At 44.4% G+C, this 17,720-nt stretch carries 17 protein-coding genes; 6 read left to right on the top strand and 11 right to left on the bottom strand.

Features of this window, described 5'->3' with window-relative positions:
- Positions 1–55: 55 nt before the first annotated feature.
- The 4 genes from NSA57_RS04135 to NSA57_RS04120 all read right to left on the bottom strand — a co-directional run bounded on the left by NSA57_RS04135 (position 56) and on the right by NSA57_RS04120 (position 4,866).
- On the bottom strand, positions 56–2,506 hold the full coding sequence (locus NSA57_RS04135) for a hypothetical protein (protein WP_257464104.1): 2,451 nt from the start codon (positions 2,504–2,506) through the stop codon (positions 56–58).
- A gap of 6 nt (positions 2,507–2,512) precedes the next feature.
- Positions 2,513–3,676: a methyltransferase gene (locus NSA57_RS04130; protein ID WP_147598631.1), complete on the bottom strand. Its 1,164-nt coding sequence runs from the start codon at positions 3,674–3,676 to the stop codon at positions 2,513–2,515.
- Positions 3,677–3,729: 53 nt separating this feature from the next.
- The gene (locus NSA57_RS04125; RefSeq protein ID WP_138270131.1) at positions 3,730–4,095 is read right to left on the bottom strand and encodes a hypothetical protein; all 366 of its coding nucleotides are present in this window, start codon (positions 4,093–4,095) and stop codon (positions 3,730–3,732) included.
- 66 nt (positions 4,096–4,161) lie between these two features.
- Complete coding sequence (locus NSA57_RS04120) at positions 4,162–4,866, bottom strand: 5'-methylthioadenosine/adenosylhomocysteine nucleosidase (RefSeq protein ID WP_257464103.1); 705 nt, start codon at positions 4,864–4,866, stop codon at positions 4,162–4,164.
- Positions 4,867–5,194: 328 nt separating this feature from the next.
- Here NSA57_RS04120 and NSA57_RS04115 point away from each other — a divergent pair, with 328 nt between their 5' ends.
- Entirely contained in the window at positions 5,195–5,437 is a 243-nt protein-coding gene (locus tag NSA57_RS04115; protein WP_022068184.1) for a TIGR03905 family TSCPD domain-containing protein, read from the top strand.
- A 65-nt stretch (positions 5,438–5,502) separates the two neighbouring features.
- Here the strand turns inward: NSA57_RS04115 and NSA57_RS04110 are convergent, their stop codons facing one another.
- From NSA57_RS04110 to NSA57_RS04100, 3 genes are all read right to left on the bottom strand, one after another.
- Positions 5,503–7,119, bottom strand: coding sequence for an MBL fold metallo-hydrolase RNA specificity domain-containing protein (locus NSA57_RS04110; RefSeq protein ID WP_138270133.1), 1,617 nt, complete (start codon positions 7,117–7,119; stop codon positions 5,503–5,505).
- A 385-nt stretch (positions 7,120–7,504) separates the two neighbouring features.
- Positions 7,505–7,960, bottom strand: coding sequence for a DUF6147 family protein (locus NSA57_RS04105; RefSeq protein ID WP_179979089.1), 456 nt, complete (start codon positions 7,958–7,960; stop codon positions 7,505–7,507).
- Positions 7,961–8,047: 87 nt separating this feature from the next.
- Complete coding sequence (locus NSA57_RS04100; RefSeq protein ID WP_257464102.1) at positions 8,048–9,259, bottom strand: DUF4367 domain-containing protein; 1,212 nt, start codon at positions 9,257–9,259, stop codon at positions 8,048–8,050.
- Positions 9,260–9,341: 82 nt separating this feature from the next.
- Here NSA57_RS04100 and NSA57_RS04095 point away from each other — a divergent pair, with 82 nt between their 5' ends.
- On the top strand, positions 9,342–10,412 hold the full coding sequence (locus tag NSA57_RS04095) for an undecaprenyldiphospho-muramoylpentapeptide beta-N-acetylglucosaminyltransferase (RefSeq protein WP_257464101.1): 1,071 nt from the start codon (positions 9,342–9,344) through the stop codon (positions 10,410–10,412).
- Positions 10,413–10,424: 12 nt separating this feature from the next.
- On the opposite strand, the gene NSA57_RS04090 is transcribed toward NSA57_RS04095, so the two are convergent.
- Positions 10,425–10,958, bottom strand: coding sequence for an RNA polymerase sigma factor (locus tag NSA57_RS04090; RefSeq protein WP_147598534.1), 534 nt, complete (start codon positions 10,956–10,958; stop codon positions 10,425–10,427).
- A 21-nt stretch (positions 10,959–10,979) separates the two neighbouring features.
- Positions 10,980–11,381, bottom strand: coding sequence for an HIT family protein (locus tag NSA57_RS04085; protein WP_257464100.1), 402 nt, complete (start codon positions 11,379–11,381; stop codon positions 10,980–10,982).
- A 128-nt stretch (positions 11,382–11,509) separates the two neighbouring features.
- On the opposite strand from NSA57_RS04085, the gene NSA57_RS04080 reads away from it, so the two are divergent.
- Positions 11,510–12,187, top strand: a complete 678-nt coding sequence (locus NSA57_RS04080) for a sensor histidine kinase (protein WP_022068177.1) — start codon at positions 11,510–11,512, stop codon at positions 12,185–12,187.
- Here NSA57_RS04080 and NSA57_RS04075 read toward each other — a convergent pair.
- A complete protein-coding gene (locus NSA57_RS04075; RefSeq protein WP_138270137.1) occupies positions 12,166–12,762 on the bottom strand; it encodes a rhomboid family intramembrane serine protease in 597 nt (198 codons plus the stop codon). The two genes, NSA57_RS04080 and NSA57_RS04075, sit on opposite strands and share 22 nt — an antisense overlap.
- A gap of 179 nt (positions 12,763–12,941) precedes the next feature.
- Between NSA57_RS04075 and NSA57_RS04070 the strand changes: the two genes are divergently transcribed.
- Genes NSA57_RS04070 through NSA57_RS04060 form a run of 3 tightly spaced genes read left to right on the top strand, consistent with a single transcriptional unit; the run spans position 12,942 to position 16,247 of the window.
- Positions 12,942–14,012 carry a uroporphyrinogen decarboxylase family protein gene (locus tag NSA57_RS04070; RefSeq protein ID WP_257464099.1) on the top strand — a complete coding sequence of 357 codons (1,071 nt, stop codon included), beginning with the start codon at positions 12,942–12,944 and terminating at the stop codon, positions 14,010–14,012.
- A 5-nt stretch (positions 14,013–14,017) separates the two neighbouring features.
- Complete coding sequence (locus tag NSA57_RS04065; protein ID WP_147598536.1) at positions 14,018–15,202, top strand: MFS transporter; 1,185 nt, start codon at positions 14,018–14,020, stop codon at positions 15,200–15,202.
- Between the two features lie 16 nt (positions 15,203–15,218).
- A complete protein-coding gene (locus NSA57_RS04060) occupies positions 15,219–16,247 on the top strand; it encodes a uroporphyrinogen decarboxylase family protein (RefSeq protein WP_147598537.1) in 1,029 nt (342 codons plus the stop codon).
- On the opposite strand, the gene NSA57_RS04055 is transcribed toward NSA57_RS04060, so the two are convergent.
- A complete protein-coding gene (locus NSA57_RS04055) occupies positions 16,242–17,699 on the bottom strand; it encodes a PucR family transcriptional regulator (protein ID WP_257464098.1) in 1,458 nt (485 codons plus the stop codon). The genes NSA57_RS04060 and NSA57_RS04055 overlap by 6 nt on opposite strands.
- Between the last annotated feature and the right edge of the window lie 21 nt (positions 17,700–17,720).

The following is a 17,720-nucleotide window of genomic DNA, read 5'->3' as shown; positions in this document are numbered from 1 at the left end:
TGTTTCTGAAGAATCCTCTTCTTTTTTAATTTATTTTCAGGAATGCCATGACCTGTCAATAGGTCACAGCTTCCAGATAAGTAATAAAAATATTTCCTGCCTTTTGGAACAGCTTTGTGCTGTCCTGCATTCCATAAGGCTTCACCTCTCCGGTAGCCGGATCAAGAAGCCAGGTGTTATATTCATCGTATCCCACGATCACTGTACTGGAATTTTCTCCTGTTTCTGCAATCACAGCTCTCTGGGCGCTGATCTCATACAGAACATTTTCCAGACTGCAGCCGGAAAGGTCGATTATTTTTCCGGTATCTCCCATTCCGTCCTGAAGAACCTTTTTATCCCAGGAGCCTGTCCGGATAATTTCCGGAATATCCTCTGTATTCAGGGTAATCTGCGTTTTCAGGTTTCCCCTCTCCCATACATACTGCTGGGCCCGGTTCAGAACAACTCCCATCTGAGAATCTGCGCGCTTTACTGCCTGTGCAGGGTCTGTCCAGGTGCTGTCCAGGCCGCCCTTTCCATATACATAGTACAACTCTTCCTCCGGTGTTTCCACCTCAAGCTCCACAATATGCTCTTTCACACTGCGCATCTTGGCTCTGAGAACCAGAGGCTTGTCTGATTCTGGTTTGTCCTCAAAGGTCAGCCGGGTCATAATTCCCTGGCGGTCGGAACTGGTCTGCTCTGCGGTTACCAGCTTGGCCGTTTTATTTCCATTGTTCATGATATTGTCCTTTTTCTGGACAGAATATCCCTGTTTTCCTTTTGCAGCAAGCTGAAACTCCATCAGAGTCCGACCCACAGAAGGATTGACAATATACATTCCCTCCTGGTGATATTCCTTTTTCAAATTGCCCTCAAAGTCCTCGATCCGGAAAGAGGTCAGCCCTTCTGTGCTGTGACCGTTTTCGTCTGTGAGGATATCTCCGCTCTGGAGAAGCCCGTAAATCAGGTCTTCGTTCATAAATCCCAGGGTACGCAACTCCTGATCCTGGCCCGGTGCGATCAGTCTTACATTCTGAGAATCAAAATCCATCATCTGTATCTGCCCTGCATTTTCTCCCTCGGATACGATCCAGGCTGCATGGGCATTGGTATCGGAAACCACAAAATTATCTCTGTTGATCCCCTCTGCCAGCACCTTATAACTGCTTTCGTCAATATTGATCTGGTAAAGATCTTTTGCCATTACCAGGAACAGCTGGTTATCCTTGTTTACATAAGAAAGAATTCCCAGATCATCCTTGAGAAATTCATAGGACTCCGTACCTGGTATAAACACCTTTTCCTCTACCATGTTCTGGTCGCTGTTATAATGATAAATACCAACGCCGCTGTATCCTTCATGATTTCCGCGGCTCATATATCCATAAACCATAAAATCCACGTCGCCGTTTTCTTCTATGCCAAGAAGCTTGATGTCATGGTTCATATCTGCATCTCTGGAATCGCTGTCAACATTTCTGCGAAAGCTGAATACGTCCACAAATTTCCCGCTTTCCGGCGCATAGGTCCACAGCTCGCCTTCCCGGACAAAGGCCACTACCGAAGCGTCTTTGTTTGCCATGTAGGAGACATTCTTATCTCCAACTCCAAGAAGCAGGCCTTTATCGCTGATCACAGAAAGCTCCGGATTAAAGATCTGATGGGCAGATCTTGTAAAATCAAGAAGCATAATACGTGTTTCCGTATAACGCATTCTGTAAAAATCTGTCACATTATAATATTCTGCTTTTCCTTCATCATTGGCAGCCATGATCTCATATTCCAGAGAAATACTGGCAGTGGTCTCATTAATATCCTTGATCACCGGAATCCCTGCTCTGGATATCTGAGGATGTAAATTCCCCCAGCTTACATTTGCCAGGGATGAAGTAATGGAAATATCTGCAAAATTGCGGGCTGATGTTTCAGTTGCTTCCAGGTATGTCCCCAGTTCATCTGCAGTAGTCTTATCCATGCACTTCTGGGCAAAGGATGATGCAAAAGCCACATAGTCCGCAACATTGGTTGCCGTCCTGGAAACTACCCTCGTATAATAGTAAGCCTCGCCTGAATCTGTATCCAGGGTAATCTGCATGGAATATTCCTGATTCATCAGAAGACCTGCGCTGATCTGTACTGAAGTTCTGAGATACCCGTCTCCGGAAGATTCCAGGGCGCTGATCTTTCTGTTTTCGATCACCTTTGTTCCGTCTGAGCTTCTGATCTCATAGGAAAGGCTTTTTACCTCTGATTCATGGGGATCCACTGCCAGAGATACCGTACGGGTGGTATCAAGGGGCGTAATGCATTCCCTGACAAAATCAGCCTGCATGGGCTGTCTGTATCCATGCATCAGATTGGAAAGAGTTCCTCCGAACTCAGTCATAACCTCCGGAAGAACCGGATTATTCATATCGGAACGGTCATCTGTTGACCGGCTGTTCATCAAAAACGCAGTTCCGGCCACTCCCAGCACAAACACCAGAAGGAGCACTGCAAACTTGCGAAAAAACTTTTTCATCTGCCTTTACACCGCTCCCTTCTCATTATCCCGGGGATAAAGAAGCTGCTCCAGCGTAAGCTCCCCATTAAGAGCCTCTGTCATTTTTTTCAGCTTGTCTGTGCTCTGCTCTTTTCCGCTTTTTACTGCCCGGATCAGCAGATTCTTAGGTGTGTGCTCCATATCAATAAATTCCAGGATCTGTGTGGAATATCCTTTGGATTCCAGAAGATTTGCCCGGATTCCGTCTGTAATAAGAGCCGACATCCTTTCTTTTAAAATACCGTATTTTAAAACCGGCTCCAGAAGCTCGCTGCTGATCTTACTGTTCAGCTCATGCTGACAGCAGGGTACGGAAAAAATCACTTCTGCATCCCACTCCACAGCCTTTGCCAGAGCATAATCCGTTGCCTTGTCGCAGGCATGCAGGGTAACTACCATATCCACCTTCTGGAGACCTTCATATCCGGCTATATCCCCCTGACAGAAATGCAGTTTGTCATATCCGTAGCTTTCCGCCAGACGGCTGCAGTTTTCAATCACATCTGCCTTCAGGTCAAGCCCGATGATATTCACATCATACCCTCTCAGCTCCCGTAAAAAATAATACATGGCAAAGGTCAGATATGATTTTCCGCAGCCAAAATCCACAATCGTAATCTCTCTGTCCCTGGAAAGGCGGGGAAGGATATCCTCTATAAATTCCAGAAAACGGTTGATCTGTTTATATTTATCATAAGCAGAAACATGAACCTTTCCCTCCGGGCTCATAACTCCCAGATCCACCAGAAAAGGAACCGGCTTTCCTTCCGGAAGGATATACTGCTTTACCCTGTTGTGCGAAAGTATTTTTGCAGGCTTTTTTACAGCATGGGGCTTCACTTTAATGGTCTGTTTTCCTTTTTTGCTTACAAGAACACTGCCGTCCGCGCTGCTGCCCTGTACCTGCAGCTGAGAATAATCTCCTGCAAGAGCCTGCTCCATATAGGCAAGAAGCTCTTTTCTGGTATAATTTTCGTGAAGAACCTTTGTCCCCACTGTGGATGAGGCCTGATACAGGATCCTGCCCTTCAGCTCCACCGGACGTATTCTCACTCTTGAGGGAATTTCCTTTTTTCTGCTGCCGCTGAGTACGGCAAGGATCAGCTCCTCACTGATCTGCTCCTCCAAAAATTCCTGTAATGTTTTCATCATTTCTGTATAACTCTTTCTCGCCTTTATTCAGGCGTTCTGTCCTGCCTGTTTCAGTATCCGCGGCATCTTCGCCTTCTGCATCGTCTTCTGGATATCTCCTGGTACAGAAGCACCTCTGTCAGTTCTTCCAGCTTTTCCGAAGACACCATCTGAGCCTCCATTGTATTTTCTTCTGTTTCCCTGATATCCCTGCACATCCGGCGCAGCATCCATCGATCCGGATACTCGTCATAAATACGGCTTCCTTCATAATCCAGAAGCTGACATTCCTGTTCCACCCTTTCCTGCAGCCTGCGGACACTTTCCGGATACCAGGATTTCATCAGCGCAAATTCCTTTTCCTGTATATTTTCTCTTTCATAAAGTAAAGGATCTGCATATGCTGCGTAAAACGGAAAAAATTCATCATAATACATAGACAGGCTCCTGCTTATTCCAGACTTCTTCTTTAAACTATGCGACAAAAGCTCAGATGTGACTTTTTATGCCTGCATCTCTCTCAGTATTCTTCTGGTAAGCTTCATGCTGTGCTCAATCGCCAGCTTCTCAAAAGCAGGATAATCTACTTCCGCACTTCCGTCTGCCTTGTCAGAAATCGCGCGGACCACCAGACACGGCACATGGTTCAGATATGCGGCATGTGCGATAGCAGCGCCTTCCATTTCAACTGCATAAGCGCCAAATTCGCTGACAATAACGTCCTTTACTCCCTGATCTGCCACAAACTGATCTCCGGAAGCAATTCTTCCCTCAAATACCTGAATATCCGGATTTACCTCTCTGCACACCTTTACTGCCAGACTGCGAAGAGCGTCGTCGCTTCCAAAAGAAAATACGTCCATATCCGGAACCTGTCCTTTTTTATATCCAAAAGCGCCTGCATCCACATCATGATGAACCAGATCGGTAGAAACTACAATGTCTCCAATATTAATATCATTATTCAGACTTCCTGCAATTCCTGTGTTGATCACAACCTCTGCCTGAAAGTCATCGATCAGGATCTGTGTACAGACAGTTGCATTAACTTTTCCGATGCCGGACTGTACAACAACTACTTTTTTTCCTTCCAGGATTCCTGAGTAGAACTCCATGGAAGCCTTTCTTATAATCTGTGTATCCTGCATAAGAGCCTTCAGTCCTGCAACCTCATCGCTCATTGCTCCTATAATTCCAATACATCTCATAACAAAATTCTCCTGTCTTATGGTCTGTAATCTGTTTTATCAGTTTAGGCAAAATGCATTCCGAATCATCGGCAATGGCATTTTGATCTGTATATTCCGGTATTTGGGTATATACCAGAATACCTGGCAGGACGCGGCTGTAAGCCGTCATCTGCTTATTCATGATACATTATAACAAAAGTTTCGTTTATATGGAAACTTTTTTTAAATTCTGCTATAATGTGTTACAGAAAACTGTTACTGTTCACATCTGCATGCCGGATTACATCAGGCGTGATATTTCCAAATGAACAGTACTTAAAATCCAAATACATCAGGAGGAAAACAAATGAGATACAAAACAAGCGGCGTATGCTCCAGCGCCATTGAATTTGAGCTGGACGACCAGAAAAAAATACACAATGTAAAATTCCAGGGCGGCTGCTCCGGAAATACTCAGGGCGTTGCCCGTCTTGTAGAAGGCATGGAGGCAGAGGAAGCGATCCGCCGCCTTGAGGGAATCCGTTGCGGTGTACGTCCTACATCCTGCCCGGATCAGTTATCAAAAGCTTTAAAAGAAGCTCTGGCCTGATTTATTTACAACAGAAGATAAAAGCGGCTGCAGAATCCCATCAGGATTCCGCAGCCGTTTTTCTGTTATCCGTCTTTTCTGTCCCATTTATCACAAAGGGACTGAATTTCTCTGGCAAAACGATCCAAATCTTTATTTGGACATCCCTCATTCTTTTTAATAACAGACAGAAGCCTCTGACCCATTGCAACCAGTTTTTCAAAGGCTCTGGCCGCTTTACTGCTTCTGGAGGAAATGTGTATTCTTTCAAGCTTCACTCCCGTTGTCTCATAAATGCATACATTATCCTTCAGATCATAAACTGTTCCGCTGAAAGGCGCCACTGCATCCAGTCCTTTTTCTTCCCTGAGCCTGTCGGCAAAAAGTTCCGTAACCGTATCGTCTCCGTGAGTTACAAATACCTTCTGAGGTTTGCCTTCAAAGGCTCCGATCCAGTCAAGAAGACCGTTCACATCTGCATGACCACTGATTCCCGGCATCTGACAGATTTCTGCCTCCACATGGATTTCCTCTCCAAACAGCTTCACCTCTGTTGCTCCTTCCAGAAGAGCTCTTCCCAGTGTTCCCACTGCCTGATATCCCACAAAAAGAATCGTATTCTTTTTATTCCATAGATTATGCTTCAGATGATGCTTGATACGGCCGGCGTCGCACATTCCGCTTGCGGATATGATCACCTTGCAGTCCTCGTCAAAGTTGATTGCCCGGGAATCATCACTGGTAACAGAAGTTTTCAGTCCCGGAAAGCTTAAAGGGTTAATTCCCTTTCTGGTCAGGGCAACGGCCTCCTCATCAAAACAGTCATATCTGTGTTCCCCAAAGATCGTTGTTGCTTCGTTTGCCAGCGGGCTGTCCACATATACCTTAAAGTTCCCGTGGCCCTTCACTCTTCCCTCTTCTTTGATCTGCCGGATAAAATACAGCATTTCCTGTGTACGTCCTACAGCAAAAGAAGGAATCACCAGATTTCCTCCCCTGTCAAAGGTTCTCTGAATAACCTCACTGAGAAGACCTACATAGTCCGGTCTGTCTCCATGGCTTCTGTCACCATAAGTGGATTCCATGACTACATAATCTGCCTCGTGAAGCCAGGTAGGATCTTTGATCAACGGTTGATTTGTATTTCCAATATCCCCGGAAAAAACAATTTTTTTCTTTGTGTCCCCTTCTGTGATCGTAATCTCAATACTTGCCGATCCCAGAAGATGCCCCGCATCTACAAACCGTACCTCAATTCCCTCTGCAGGCTTCACTGTTTTTTCATAAGGACAGGAAACAAAATTCCGGATCACTCCCATTGCATCTTCCATAGTATACGCGGGAATAAATTCCGGCTTGCCCTGGCGGCGTCCCTTACGGTTTCTCCACTCAGCCTCAAACATCTGTATATGAGCGCTGTCGCGAAGCATAATGTCGCAAAGATTGCAGGTGGCATCTGTGGCATAAACCGGTCCCTGAAAGCCTTTGGCATAAATTGCAGGAAGATTACCGGAATGATCCATATGAGCATGGGTCAGCAACACAAAATCAATATCAGCAGGATTTCCCGGAATATCCCTGTTTTCATAATAATCCGGCCCCTGCTCCATACCGCAGTCTACCAGAAACTTTTTTCCCGCTGCTTCCAGATAGTAGCAGCTTCCTGTCACTTCGTGCGTTGCACCGATAAATGTAATCTTCATATGCAAGCCCCCTTTGTCAGACAATCTTTATTAAATTGGAATATTTTATAATTATTATACACGATTCTCCGTGATTTTAACAGTTGTTTTTCAAAAAGAAGACAGGACAGAATACTCAGATCCTGCCCTGCCCTCAAAGGTTTGTCGTATTCGTTGACGAGTTATTTTTTACACGTCTAACAAATGTTTTGTCGTAATCTCATTGTTTACCAGTTACTAATGCGAGCATTTCGCGCTGCCTGATGGTAATGGCGGTTGACAGTTCTTTTTTCTGTACATCCTGCAGTCTGCACCCATGCTCCGCTATTCAGTTTTTCGTTTTGTATGTCCAAAAATTTGTTTCTTTCCAGAAGTATCGTCCCTTATACCCCGGAAATCCGCATGATTACTTAATCAGTATGCCCTGAGTAAGCGTAGATGTTGACTCTTTAGTAGTTCCGTCCTTGGCAGCATGATAGCCGCGCACACGATAATAAGTACCGCTGGGAACTGCAACATTTAATCCTCGGCTGAGGCTTGTTGCATCATCTGCAGTAAATTCCCAGTATTTGTAAGTACCGTAACTTCCGTTTACTTTACGCTCAAGGTACAAGGATAAATATACCTTGTCGCAGGTATGATGACACTGAGTCAGTCCATAAATAGTGATCTCATTACTGGATAATCTCTGAACCTTTACAGTTCCCAGATTCAGATGATTTCCACGAAGCAGACTGTAGCTGGTATCTTCCGCATAATCTGCTGAAGTTTCTACCTCATCCATAATACTGAGCGGTTGAGCAGAAACCATTGTTGCATTTCCCAATGCAAGGATTCCAGCCACCAAACCAATCCCCAGCATCCGTTTCCATCTACTGATTGTTATCCCTCCTTTCCTCTGCAACCAACCCTTACATAAGTAATACGACAAAACTTTTTAAAAATCACGCTAAAATTTCATTTGTTCCAATATTTTTTTTAATTCCTGTTCTTCTATTCTTCCCGACATATAATATATGGTATCGTTTAATTCCCATTGGGCTAAATAACTCGGCTTCTCATCTATTTTCCCTTGAATCTTTTCTATAATTATCTCTGATCCCTCTTCGCTTTTAACAACACCTGCTTCTTTTGCTTCATCCATACTGATAATTCGGCTTGCAGTATCAACATTCTGTGTATCAATTACAAATAAAATAATATTATTCTGATATTCGTATTCAACCCTTGCAAGATTCGCAAAAACATCTATCTCATAACTTACAAACTCAAACCCATTTGGCCTGTAGTAAAATTCCGGCACTTCTACTCCCAACTGTTTCTCAATTTCTTCCACAACTTCATACTCTGCCGTATCCACATTTTCATTCTGATCACTGTTACCAACTACAGTCTTTGTATCATTTCCACTCCACACACGTATATTGTTCACCAGATAATTTCTGTTTGCCTGGCTTGTCATACTGGCTGCAAATATACAGGCGCAGCACAGAAGCGCAACACCAGCCACTTTTCCCACATGTACCCTGGCATATTTTTTTCTGCCAGAAGAAGGAAACTGTGGAGCTTTTATATCTTCTTCGTCCATGGCTTCTTTTGTTCCCGGAGCTTCTTCTGCATCCACTTCTTCTATGCCTGGAAACTCTGCCATATCCGCAAACTCTTCTCTGTATACCCCCTCTTTCCTCAGTCTGTTGACCAGTTTTTCATATGAACGGGCTTCTGCTTCACTGTCCTCAGGCTCATAGTCTTCAAAATCTTTGTCTGCAAAAAGTTCCCGTTCCATCTGCGCAGCTGTTTTCACATACTGCTCATCTAAAAATACCCTTTTTTCTCTGTCTGATGCCTGATTATTCTGTTGTTTTCCATTCCTTTTATCTTTATTTTCCATGGTTTTCTCCCAGTGCTGTATTCTCAGACATTTGTATTGATTTTCCTGCTCTCCATAATTTCTCTGAACTGCCCCATGACTATTTCCAGAAACCAACGGAATTTTGTCTCTGTTACTGCTCCCGCTAACCGGATGGGCTTCATTCTCTATGCTGTCCCCGATAATCGACTGATTTTCATTCTCTCTTCTGTTTCCTCTAACCAGCTGGTATTCATTCTCTCTTCTGTTCCCTCTAACCGGCTGAATTTCATTCTGGATTGCCTTCTGCAATAAAATTTTGTGTTCTTGACAATTCTTTCCCATTGGTTCATATTTATTGGTAACAAAAAGATTTATTCAGGAGGAATCCCCTATGAAACATATTGTACTTACCGGCGGAGGTACTGCCGGACATGTCACTCCAAACATTGCTCTTATTCCTGCTCTCAAAGAAGCCGGATACCAGATTTCCTATATTGGTTCCTATGAGGGAATCGAAAAAAAGCTGATCGAAGAGCTTGGTATTCCCTATTACGGTATTTCTTCCGGAAAATTAAGACGTTACTTTGATGTAAAAAATTTCACAGATCCCTTCCGTGTATTAAAGGGCTTTCATGAGGCGAAAAAACTGCTGAAACAGCTGAAACCGGACGTGGTATTTTCCAAAGGCGGCTTTGTGACTGTTCCTGTTGTGATCGCTGCAAAGAAGCGCAAAATCCCGGCGATCATCCACGAATCCGATATGACTCCCGGACTTGCCAATAAGCTCTGTCTTTCTTCCGCCTCAAAAATATGCTGTAATTTCCCGGAAACAGTAAAAAGTCTTCCTCAGGAAAAAGCAGTTCTTACCGGAACTCCTATCCGCGAAGAGCTTCTCAGCGGAGATAAAGAAGCCGGACGCCTTTTCTGCGGTTTTACTTCCGATAAACCTGTGCTGATGGTAATCGGAGGAAGTCTTGGAGCCGCGTCAGTAAATGAACACATCCGCAGCATTCTTCCTGAGCTTCTGAAGGAATTCCAGGTGATCCACCTCTGCGGAAAAGGCAAAACAGACGAATCACTGAAAGGAACAGAAGGATATGTCCAGTTTGAATATATCAAAAAAGAGCTTTCTGATCTTTTTGCCCTGGCTGATATTGTAATTTCCAGAGCCGGAGCCAATGCCATCTGCGAGATCAGCGCTCTTCATAAGCCAAACCTTCTGATTCCGCTTTCCGCCAATGCCAGCAGAGGCGATCAGATTCTTAACGCCCGTTCCTTTGAACGTCAGGGCTACAGTATGGTTCTTGAAGAGGAAGAGATCACTGACGAAAAGCTTCTGTCAGTGATCCGAAATCTGTATGCCGACCGTCATAAATATGAACAGGCAATGTCGGCAGGCAGCCAGATGGATTCCATTCACCATATCGTTTCCATGATTGAAGAATGTGCAGGATCCAGATAGTCCAATAATTGTTTAATGTCTTTTGTGCAGCTTTTCAAGCTCTGCTTTCATCCATTTTCTTGTCCGGAGGATACGGTTATTCACATTGTTTCTTGTGATACCGTACTCCTCTGCCACAGAATCCGGAGAAATCCCAAAATATTTCACCATAACCAGAATATTATAATTTACAGGATTTACCTTGCGAAGTTTGAGCAGCACCTGTTTTCTGTACTCGATCTCTTCCCGGTTCAGCATGATCTTTTCAGGATTCAGTTTCTCCTCAGAAGGCTTTCTGCGTTTCCAGTCCTCCAGAGCAACATGTTCCTGCCTTTTCCATGGTTTCTTAAAATAATCTTTTGTTTTATTGACAGTTGCTATAAATATCAGCGCTCTCAGTTTTTCTTCATTACCGAGATCCAGAGTATCCATAATCTCATAGAGATGATAAAACACTTCCTGACTGATATCTTCTGCCAGCATTCTGTCCTTTACAAGCCTGTAAGCGCTTTTTACAGAGAATCTATGGTATTTCCTATAAATATCATTAAAATCCTCGTTTTTCATCTTTTGTACAATACCTGATTCCTATTTCAGTTTTGCCAGAATATCGTCTCTGTCCTCATCAGTGAGGCTGCCCGGCTTCCAGGTAAGCTCTACACCGTCTCCCTGATATCTCGGGATCAAATGCATATGAAAGTGAAATACTGTCTGTCCTGCGATCTCTCCATTGTTCTGCACAATATTAAATCCGTCACATTCCAGTGCATTTGTCAGTTTCTCTGCCATATGCTTTGCCAGGATCATGGTTTTTCCTGCTGTTGCATCCGGAAGCTCATAAATATTTGCCGCATGAACTTTTGGCAGAATCAGAGCGTGTCCTTTACTTGCCGGACCCAGATCGAGGATCACTCGAAATTCTTCATCCTCATACAACGTTGCAGAGGGAATTTCACCATTTGCAATTTTACAAAAAATACAGTTTTCCATAATATACTCCTCCTTTGAATTATGAAATATTGTTTCTTCTATTCTCTCGTACTTTGTCGATTTTTTCAACATGAAATTTCTTGCCCGAAACAGGCCGGAATGGTACACTGCAAACGAGGTGACAGATTATGCAGGAAAATTTAACTTTAGAACAGCAGAAAAAAGAGCTGCAAATGACTTTATCAAAATTTACCCATGAAATACGTAATCCGGTAGCATTGATTCAGAGTGAACTCCAGATGCTCGCTTCCGCTCATCCGGAACTGAATTCTTATGACGGCTGGTACGGTATCATGGAAAATCTGGAATATATCCGGGAGCTGCTGAATGAACTGTCCCGTTACAACAACGCAGAGCATCTTTCCCCTGTACAGACAGATATTACCCTCCTTTTAAAAAGTATTATCCGCTCTTTCCGCCCTGCGCTGGACTACCTTGGAATCACTCTGGAAACAGATATTCCCCAGACCCTTCCCCTTCTTTGTCTGGACCAGACAAAAATCCATCAGGCGCTTCTGAACCTTCTCAGAAATGCCCAGGAATCCATTCAGCACTCTCACGGCGTTATCTCTGTTACGGCAGCCGCTGTTACTGACGGCATCTGTATTTCCGTCCGTGACAACGGATGCGGAATGACAGACAGCCAGATAAAAAATGTATTCAATCCCTTCGTTACCTACAAGCCCACAGGAACGGGACTTGGGCTTCCTGTCACCCGCCAGATCATTGAGGCGCACGGAGGCAGTCTGAAGGTTCGAAGCGTACCGGGTAAAGGCACTGAATTTCAGATCTTTTTCCGCCTGTGATAACAAAAAACCGCCAGCAGAAAGCCTGCTGCAAGTCCCCCTGTATGCGCGGCGTTATCCACGCCGCTGCTGGCGAATCCAAAATACAGAGAAAAGACGGCCATAACAAGAATCTGACGCACAGACAGATCCTCCAGGCGTCCTTTATTTCGTATCACCACATAAATCATAGCTCCCATTACCGCAAAAACTGCGCCGGAGGCTCCTGCCGATACTGCATATTCCCCCTGTCTTAAATCCCAGACAAGAGAAAGTACACTTCCCGTCATGCCTCCAGCCAGATAAATCACGATAAAACGCAGCTTTCCGATCACTCTTTCCAGACGGCTTCCCAGAACAAAAAGTACCAGCATATTATTGATCAGATGTTCAATCCCAAAATGAAGAAACATACTGGTAAACAGACGATAAACTTCCCCTTTTTCTACGATCAGCGGCGTATAGGCTGCTCCCCAGTCCAGCATATGAAGCGTATCCTGGGAAAGTCCCGTAAATTCCACCATAAGAAACACTACAATATTTATAATGATCAATGTAAGCGTTGCAGGTTCCTTCCGAAATTCTTCCAAACACATCACCTCTTTGCCAAATTATAAGCGATTTCATTTCTGTTATCAAGGTATCCCAAAAATCTTTTGTATGCAAAATCCAAAAAGCAGGCATTTATTCCGTTTGTTTTTGTATCCTGCACACGATTCTTTTTTTCAGCGAAAGGCGTACACTGGATACAAACAAAGAGAAGGGAGATGCCAATATGAACTATCCGTTTTGCCCTGAAGAGGAATTAAAAGATGTGGGAAAATTCCGCCCTGTACCAAAGCCTTACGGTGTGCCGTCTTTCCCAGTACGAAAATTCAATACTCCTATTACGCCAAAAGAAAATTTCCTACGGCTGGCCCGTGGAGAAAAGCCTTTGTGGATGCCTAATTTTTCTGTTGATTTTAACTGTCTGCAGCCAATGGTCATGCCGGATGCCTATGCCAGAACCTACGGTGGAACTGACTGGTTCGGCATTGAATGGCAATATGAAGAACTGAGCCGGGCAGCCATGGTGAAACCGGGTACAAGAAGACTCTCAGACATTGTGAACTGGGAAAAGGAGCTGGTTTTCCCTGATCTGAAAGCCATTGACTGGAAAAAAGATTATCAGGAACACTATGCCGATTTGATGGAACCGGACCGCGCCACTACCTTCATTATTGTCAACGGCTGTTTTGAGAGACTGGCTGATCTGACCAGCTTTGAGGACACCTTCTGTTATCTTCTGGAAGAACCGGAAGCTGTCGGAGATTTCTTTGAAAAGCTGACGGATTTTCACATTGAACTGTTTAAAATCGCCCGAGAAGTATATCACGCTGACGCGATCACCTTCCACGACGATATGGGTACTCAGATCAATTCCTTTATGTCTCCTGCCACCTTCCGTGAAGTTCTGCTTCCTCATTACAAACGGATGAATCAGGCAGCCCACAATATGGGCTTATATATGATCCTGCATTCCTGCGGCTGTGTGGGAAATCAGATGGAAAATTTCTGTGACACAGGCTTTGATTTCTGGGAAGGACAGGATAACTGCAACGACAAAACAGCATTGTTGAAGCAGACAACCAGCCGCATGGGACAGGTAAGTATTTTCCAGCCTCCGGCAGAAATGGACGGGGAAGAACTGCGGCAATATGTGGAAAATCACGTAAAAACAATGGCTGAAGCAGGACGATATATGCCATGGGTAGTCAATACAAATCCCGGACGCAAGGTTGATATCAATGAAGTGATCTACGTTACCAGCCGTAAACTGTACTGTGGAGAAACGGAGGAGAAGTAAAAGCTATGACTGAACAGACAAACAAAAAATACGGAGTCATGGTAAAGGCTGCCACCTTATCCGTAGCTCTGTTAATGTATACTACCAGTATGACTACACCTGCATTGGCTGAGATAGCAAAAGCCTTTCCTGATGCCAGTGGAGAAACTGTGAAGCTGATCGGCTCTATCCCCTCGCTGATGCTGTGTATTTTTTCCCTGGTATCCGGATGGCTTACCCGCAAAGTATCTATTAAAAAGGCCATTCTGATTGCTTCCGGCCTGATTTTTGCCGGTGTTCTTCCGGCCTTTTTCGGAGATATGAATTTTATCCTTTTTACCCGTGTAGTCTTCGGAGCCGGTTACGGTCTTGTGTTCCCGCTGGCCTCTGCTGTTGTTACAGATCTTTTTGACGGAAGTGAAAAGGATGCCATGATGGGCTGGAAAAGCGCAGTAGGCGCCCTGGCAGGAGTAGTATTCCAGTCCCTGGGCGGTATCCTGGCAGCTTACAGCTGGAGATTTTCTTTCCTTGGTTTCCTTCTTGTGATTCCGATTGTTATCCTGGTTCTTTTTGTTCTTCCGGACACAGGAGTCCAGAAAACCGCTGAAACTGCCAAAACACAGGGTTCCAAATATACAAAAACCTTATATATCTGCTGTGCCGTGGGATTTCTGCTAAATGCAGTGCAGTTTTCCTATATGCAGAATATGGCTTTATTTATCACAGGAGAACAGATCGGGACTGCCATAGATGCAGCCAATGTATTAAGTACGTTTACTGCTTTTTCCTTCCTTGCCGGTCTGGTTTATGTGGGATTTGCCAAAATAGGCAGACAGTACACGCCGGCTATCGCTATTCTTCTGGTGGGAATCGCCTTCGGCATAGCGATGGCAGCTTCCAGCAAACCTTTATTTTTTGTATCTGCTGCAGTCTTTGGCCTGGGCTTCGGATTTACCAATCCGGCACTGACCTTAAAAGCAGCCTCCGGCGTAACAGATAAGAGCCATACTCCCATGGCAATCTCCATCTACGTATGCTGTACGGGAATCGGTCAGTTTTCCTCTGCCTATATTCTGAAGTTTGTGCGGGATATCCTGCATATCACCGCAGCAAGAGCTGACTGGCAGATCGCCTGCGTCAGTATTTTATCTGGGTCTGTAATCGGAATCCTCTGTATTGCACTGTCCGGCAGAAAGATAAATAAACAATGAACAGGAGGAATCTCATATGAAGCTGTCTGATATTAAAATACCTGCGCTGTCCAAGCCCATGCCCCCGTTTGATCCCGGCTATCCCATTAGTCAGCGTGAAAATCTTCTGAAGGCTTTCCGGCACGAAAAACCGGCTTGGATGCCTCACCAATACAGATCTACCCAGTTTGCTCTCTGTCCTGCAAATCAGGATATGCCCCGCAGTATGACCTCTGCCACAGATGACTGGTTCGGTGTCCAGTATACTTTTTCGGAAGCCTTTGGCACCCCTACTCCTGTGCCGGGAATGCTTGATGACATTACCCAGTGGGAAGAAAAAATAAAGTGGCCGGATATGAATGCCTGCGACTGGGATGCCGGTTTAGACACCTTTGTGCGGAAGCCCCAGCTTGCTCTGGCAACCCCTTACGGAAACGGTCTGTTTGAGAGAATGCATATTTTCCTGGATTTTGAAACCGCGCTGATTGATCTTCTCACGGAACCGGAAGCCAGCAAAGCTTTTTTTATGAAAATGGCAGATTATAAAATTGAAATTTTTGAACGGATGTATGAACGTTATCATTTCGATTACGTTATTTACAATGATGACTGGGGTACAGCCAGAGATGCTTTTTTCTCAGAAGATGTATTAAAAGATCTGCTCTTTGAGCCTACTAAAAAAATATTTGATGCCATCCATGACAAGGGAGTTCTTGTCCAGTTCCACAACTGCGGCAAAATCGACCGTTTTATTCCTTATATCGTAGAAGGACTGGAGGCCGATGCACTGGAAATCCAGCCGATCAACGACATTAAAGGAATTCTGAAAAAATACGGCAGCCGTGTAACTGTAGAACTGAAAGCAGATCCTTATATTATGAATGATCTGGACAAAACAGATGATGAGATCAGAGCCTATGCGCGAAGCTTTGTAGACGAATACGGCGCACAGGCCAATGACGGAAGCGGAGTTGTCTTCAGCACCTCCTGCAACGATGAACGCATATTCCGCGTCTTTGAAGAAGAGGTATACAATTACAGTCTTGAACTGTATTCCAGATTATAGCCTTGAAAAAAGCTTCAGAATACGGAAGGTCATCTTCATATAATCTCTGCAGTACACATCTTCTATATCATAATGAAGTGAATCAATAATTTTCGTAATACGGTACACTAAAGTATTACGATGAATATAAAGAGCTTTTGCTGTGTTCAGCAGAGAACGTTCCATATTCAGATAAGTACACAACGTATTCAGCCTGTCTCCGTGATTTTTTGAGTCTTCTTCCGCAAGCGCCAGAATATCCGGATGACAGGCGCAGATAAGCGCCTCCTGATCTGAAATCTCAATAATATAAGAAAGCGCATAATCATAAAAATCACAGACAGAGGATTTTCTGTTTTCTCTCTGCCCATAAGAAACTGCTGCCAGAGCCTGCTGATGGTAATATCTGAGCTTTTCCAGGCGTCTGAAAGGCAGGCTCATTCCCGCAGCAAAATGATTCACCAGCAGATACTCGCGTAAAACAGCAAACAGATTCTCCATTGCGTTTTTTTCCTGATCACAGACCATAACAATATGATCTTCCATAGTAAAGACACTGGTCTGGGGAAAAAGCTTCCGAAGCTGATTCCCGGCCAGAATCAGAAGATCCGGTGAAAAATCTTTTCTTTCCGGATGAAGCGTCAAAAGACAGAATAAATCTTCCGGCTTCCATTTCATATATCCCAGCTGCCAGTGCAGCCGCTCTTCCAGTACCGTAGCAGGAATATTCTGCTTTTGCAGAAGATCCTGAAAAATATTCTGATGAAAATCCTGATTTTGCCGGTAACGCATAGCTCCAAGATACGGAGACAAATGACTGGCAAGGATTTCCAGAATCTGTATGTCTCCCAGATTCAGCTTCCGGTCTGTTTCCAGAACATTGATTCTCCCGCAAAACAGATTATCATAATAAACTGCCACTGACATAGTAACACAGTTATCCAGCTCCGGTCCGAAAGAAAACAGCTGCGCCTTATTTTTAATATAAAAATCATTCTGCGAATATGTTCTGCGGAACTTCTGAATATAGTCCAGGGAACTGTAGCCGTATCTGCACAGATGCTCCCACTCCCTGTCAATGTCCTTTTCCCCATACTGGGAGCTGAGAGCAAGAACTCTGTTGTCCCCATCCAGGAATATAACAGGATTCTGAAAAATCTGCCGGCTTTCATCTACGATCCTCTGATAATCCTCTGTCCCTGCAACCGGCAGCAAACCGCTGATCCAGTCATCATAAATATCAAAAACACTCTGAATGATTTCAAAGGCCTGCTGGCAGTCCATATCCCTGAGAACAATTTTTCCTCCGATCCCCTGACACACTGCGTCTGCTCCTGACTGATATACATGAACACAGTCTGTTGCATAGGCCATGCGTGCACTTCTAAGACAGATAGGCGCATCCTCTTCAATATAGAGTTCCGGTTCCAAAGCGCAGATACGATTTGCGATCATCCACATACTCAGTTTCATAAATACATCCCTCATCAAAGC

The sequence above is a fragment of the Blautia caecimuris genome (assembly GCF_024622975.1).
In the GTDB taxonomy this organism is placed as follows: Bacteria; Bacillota; Clostridia; order Lachnospirales; family Lachnospiraceae; genus Blautia_A; species Blautia_A caecimuris.
Note: the sequence above shows the minus strand (reverse complement) of the source record. Positions and strands in the feature narration are given on the sequence as shown.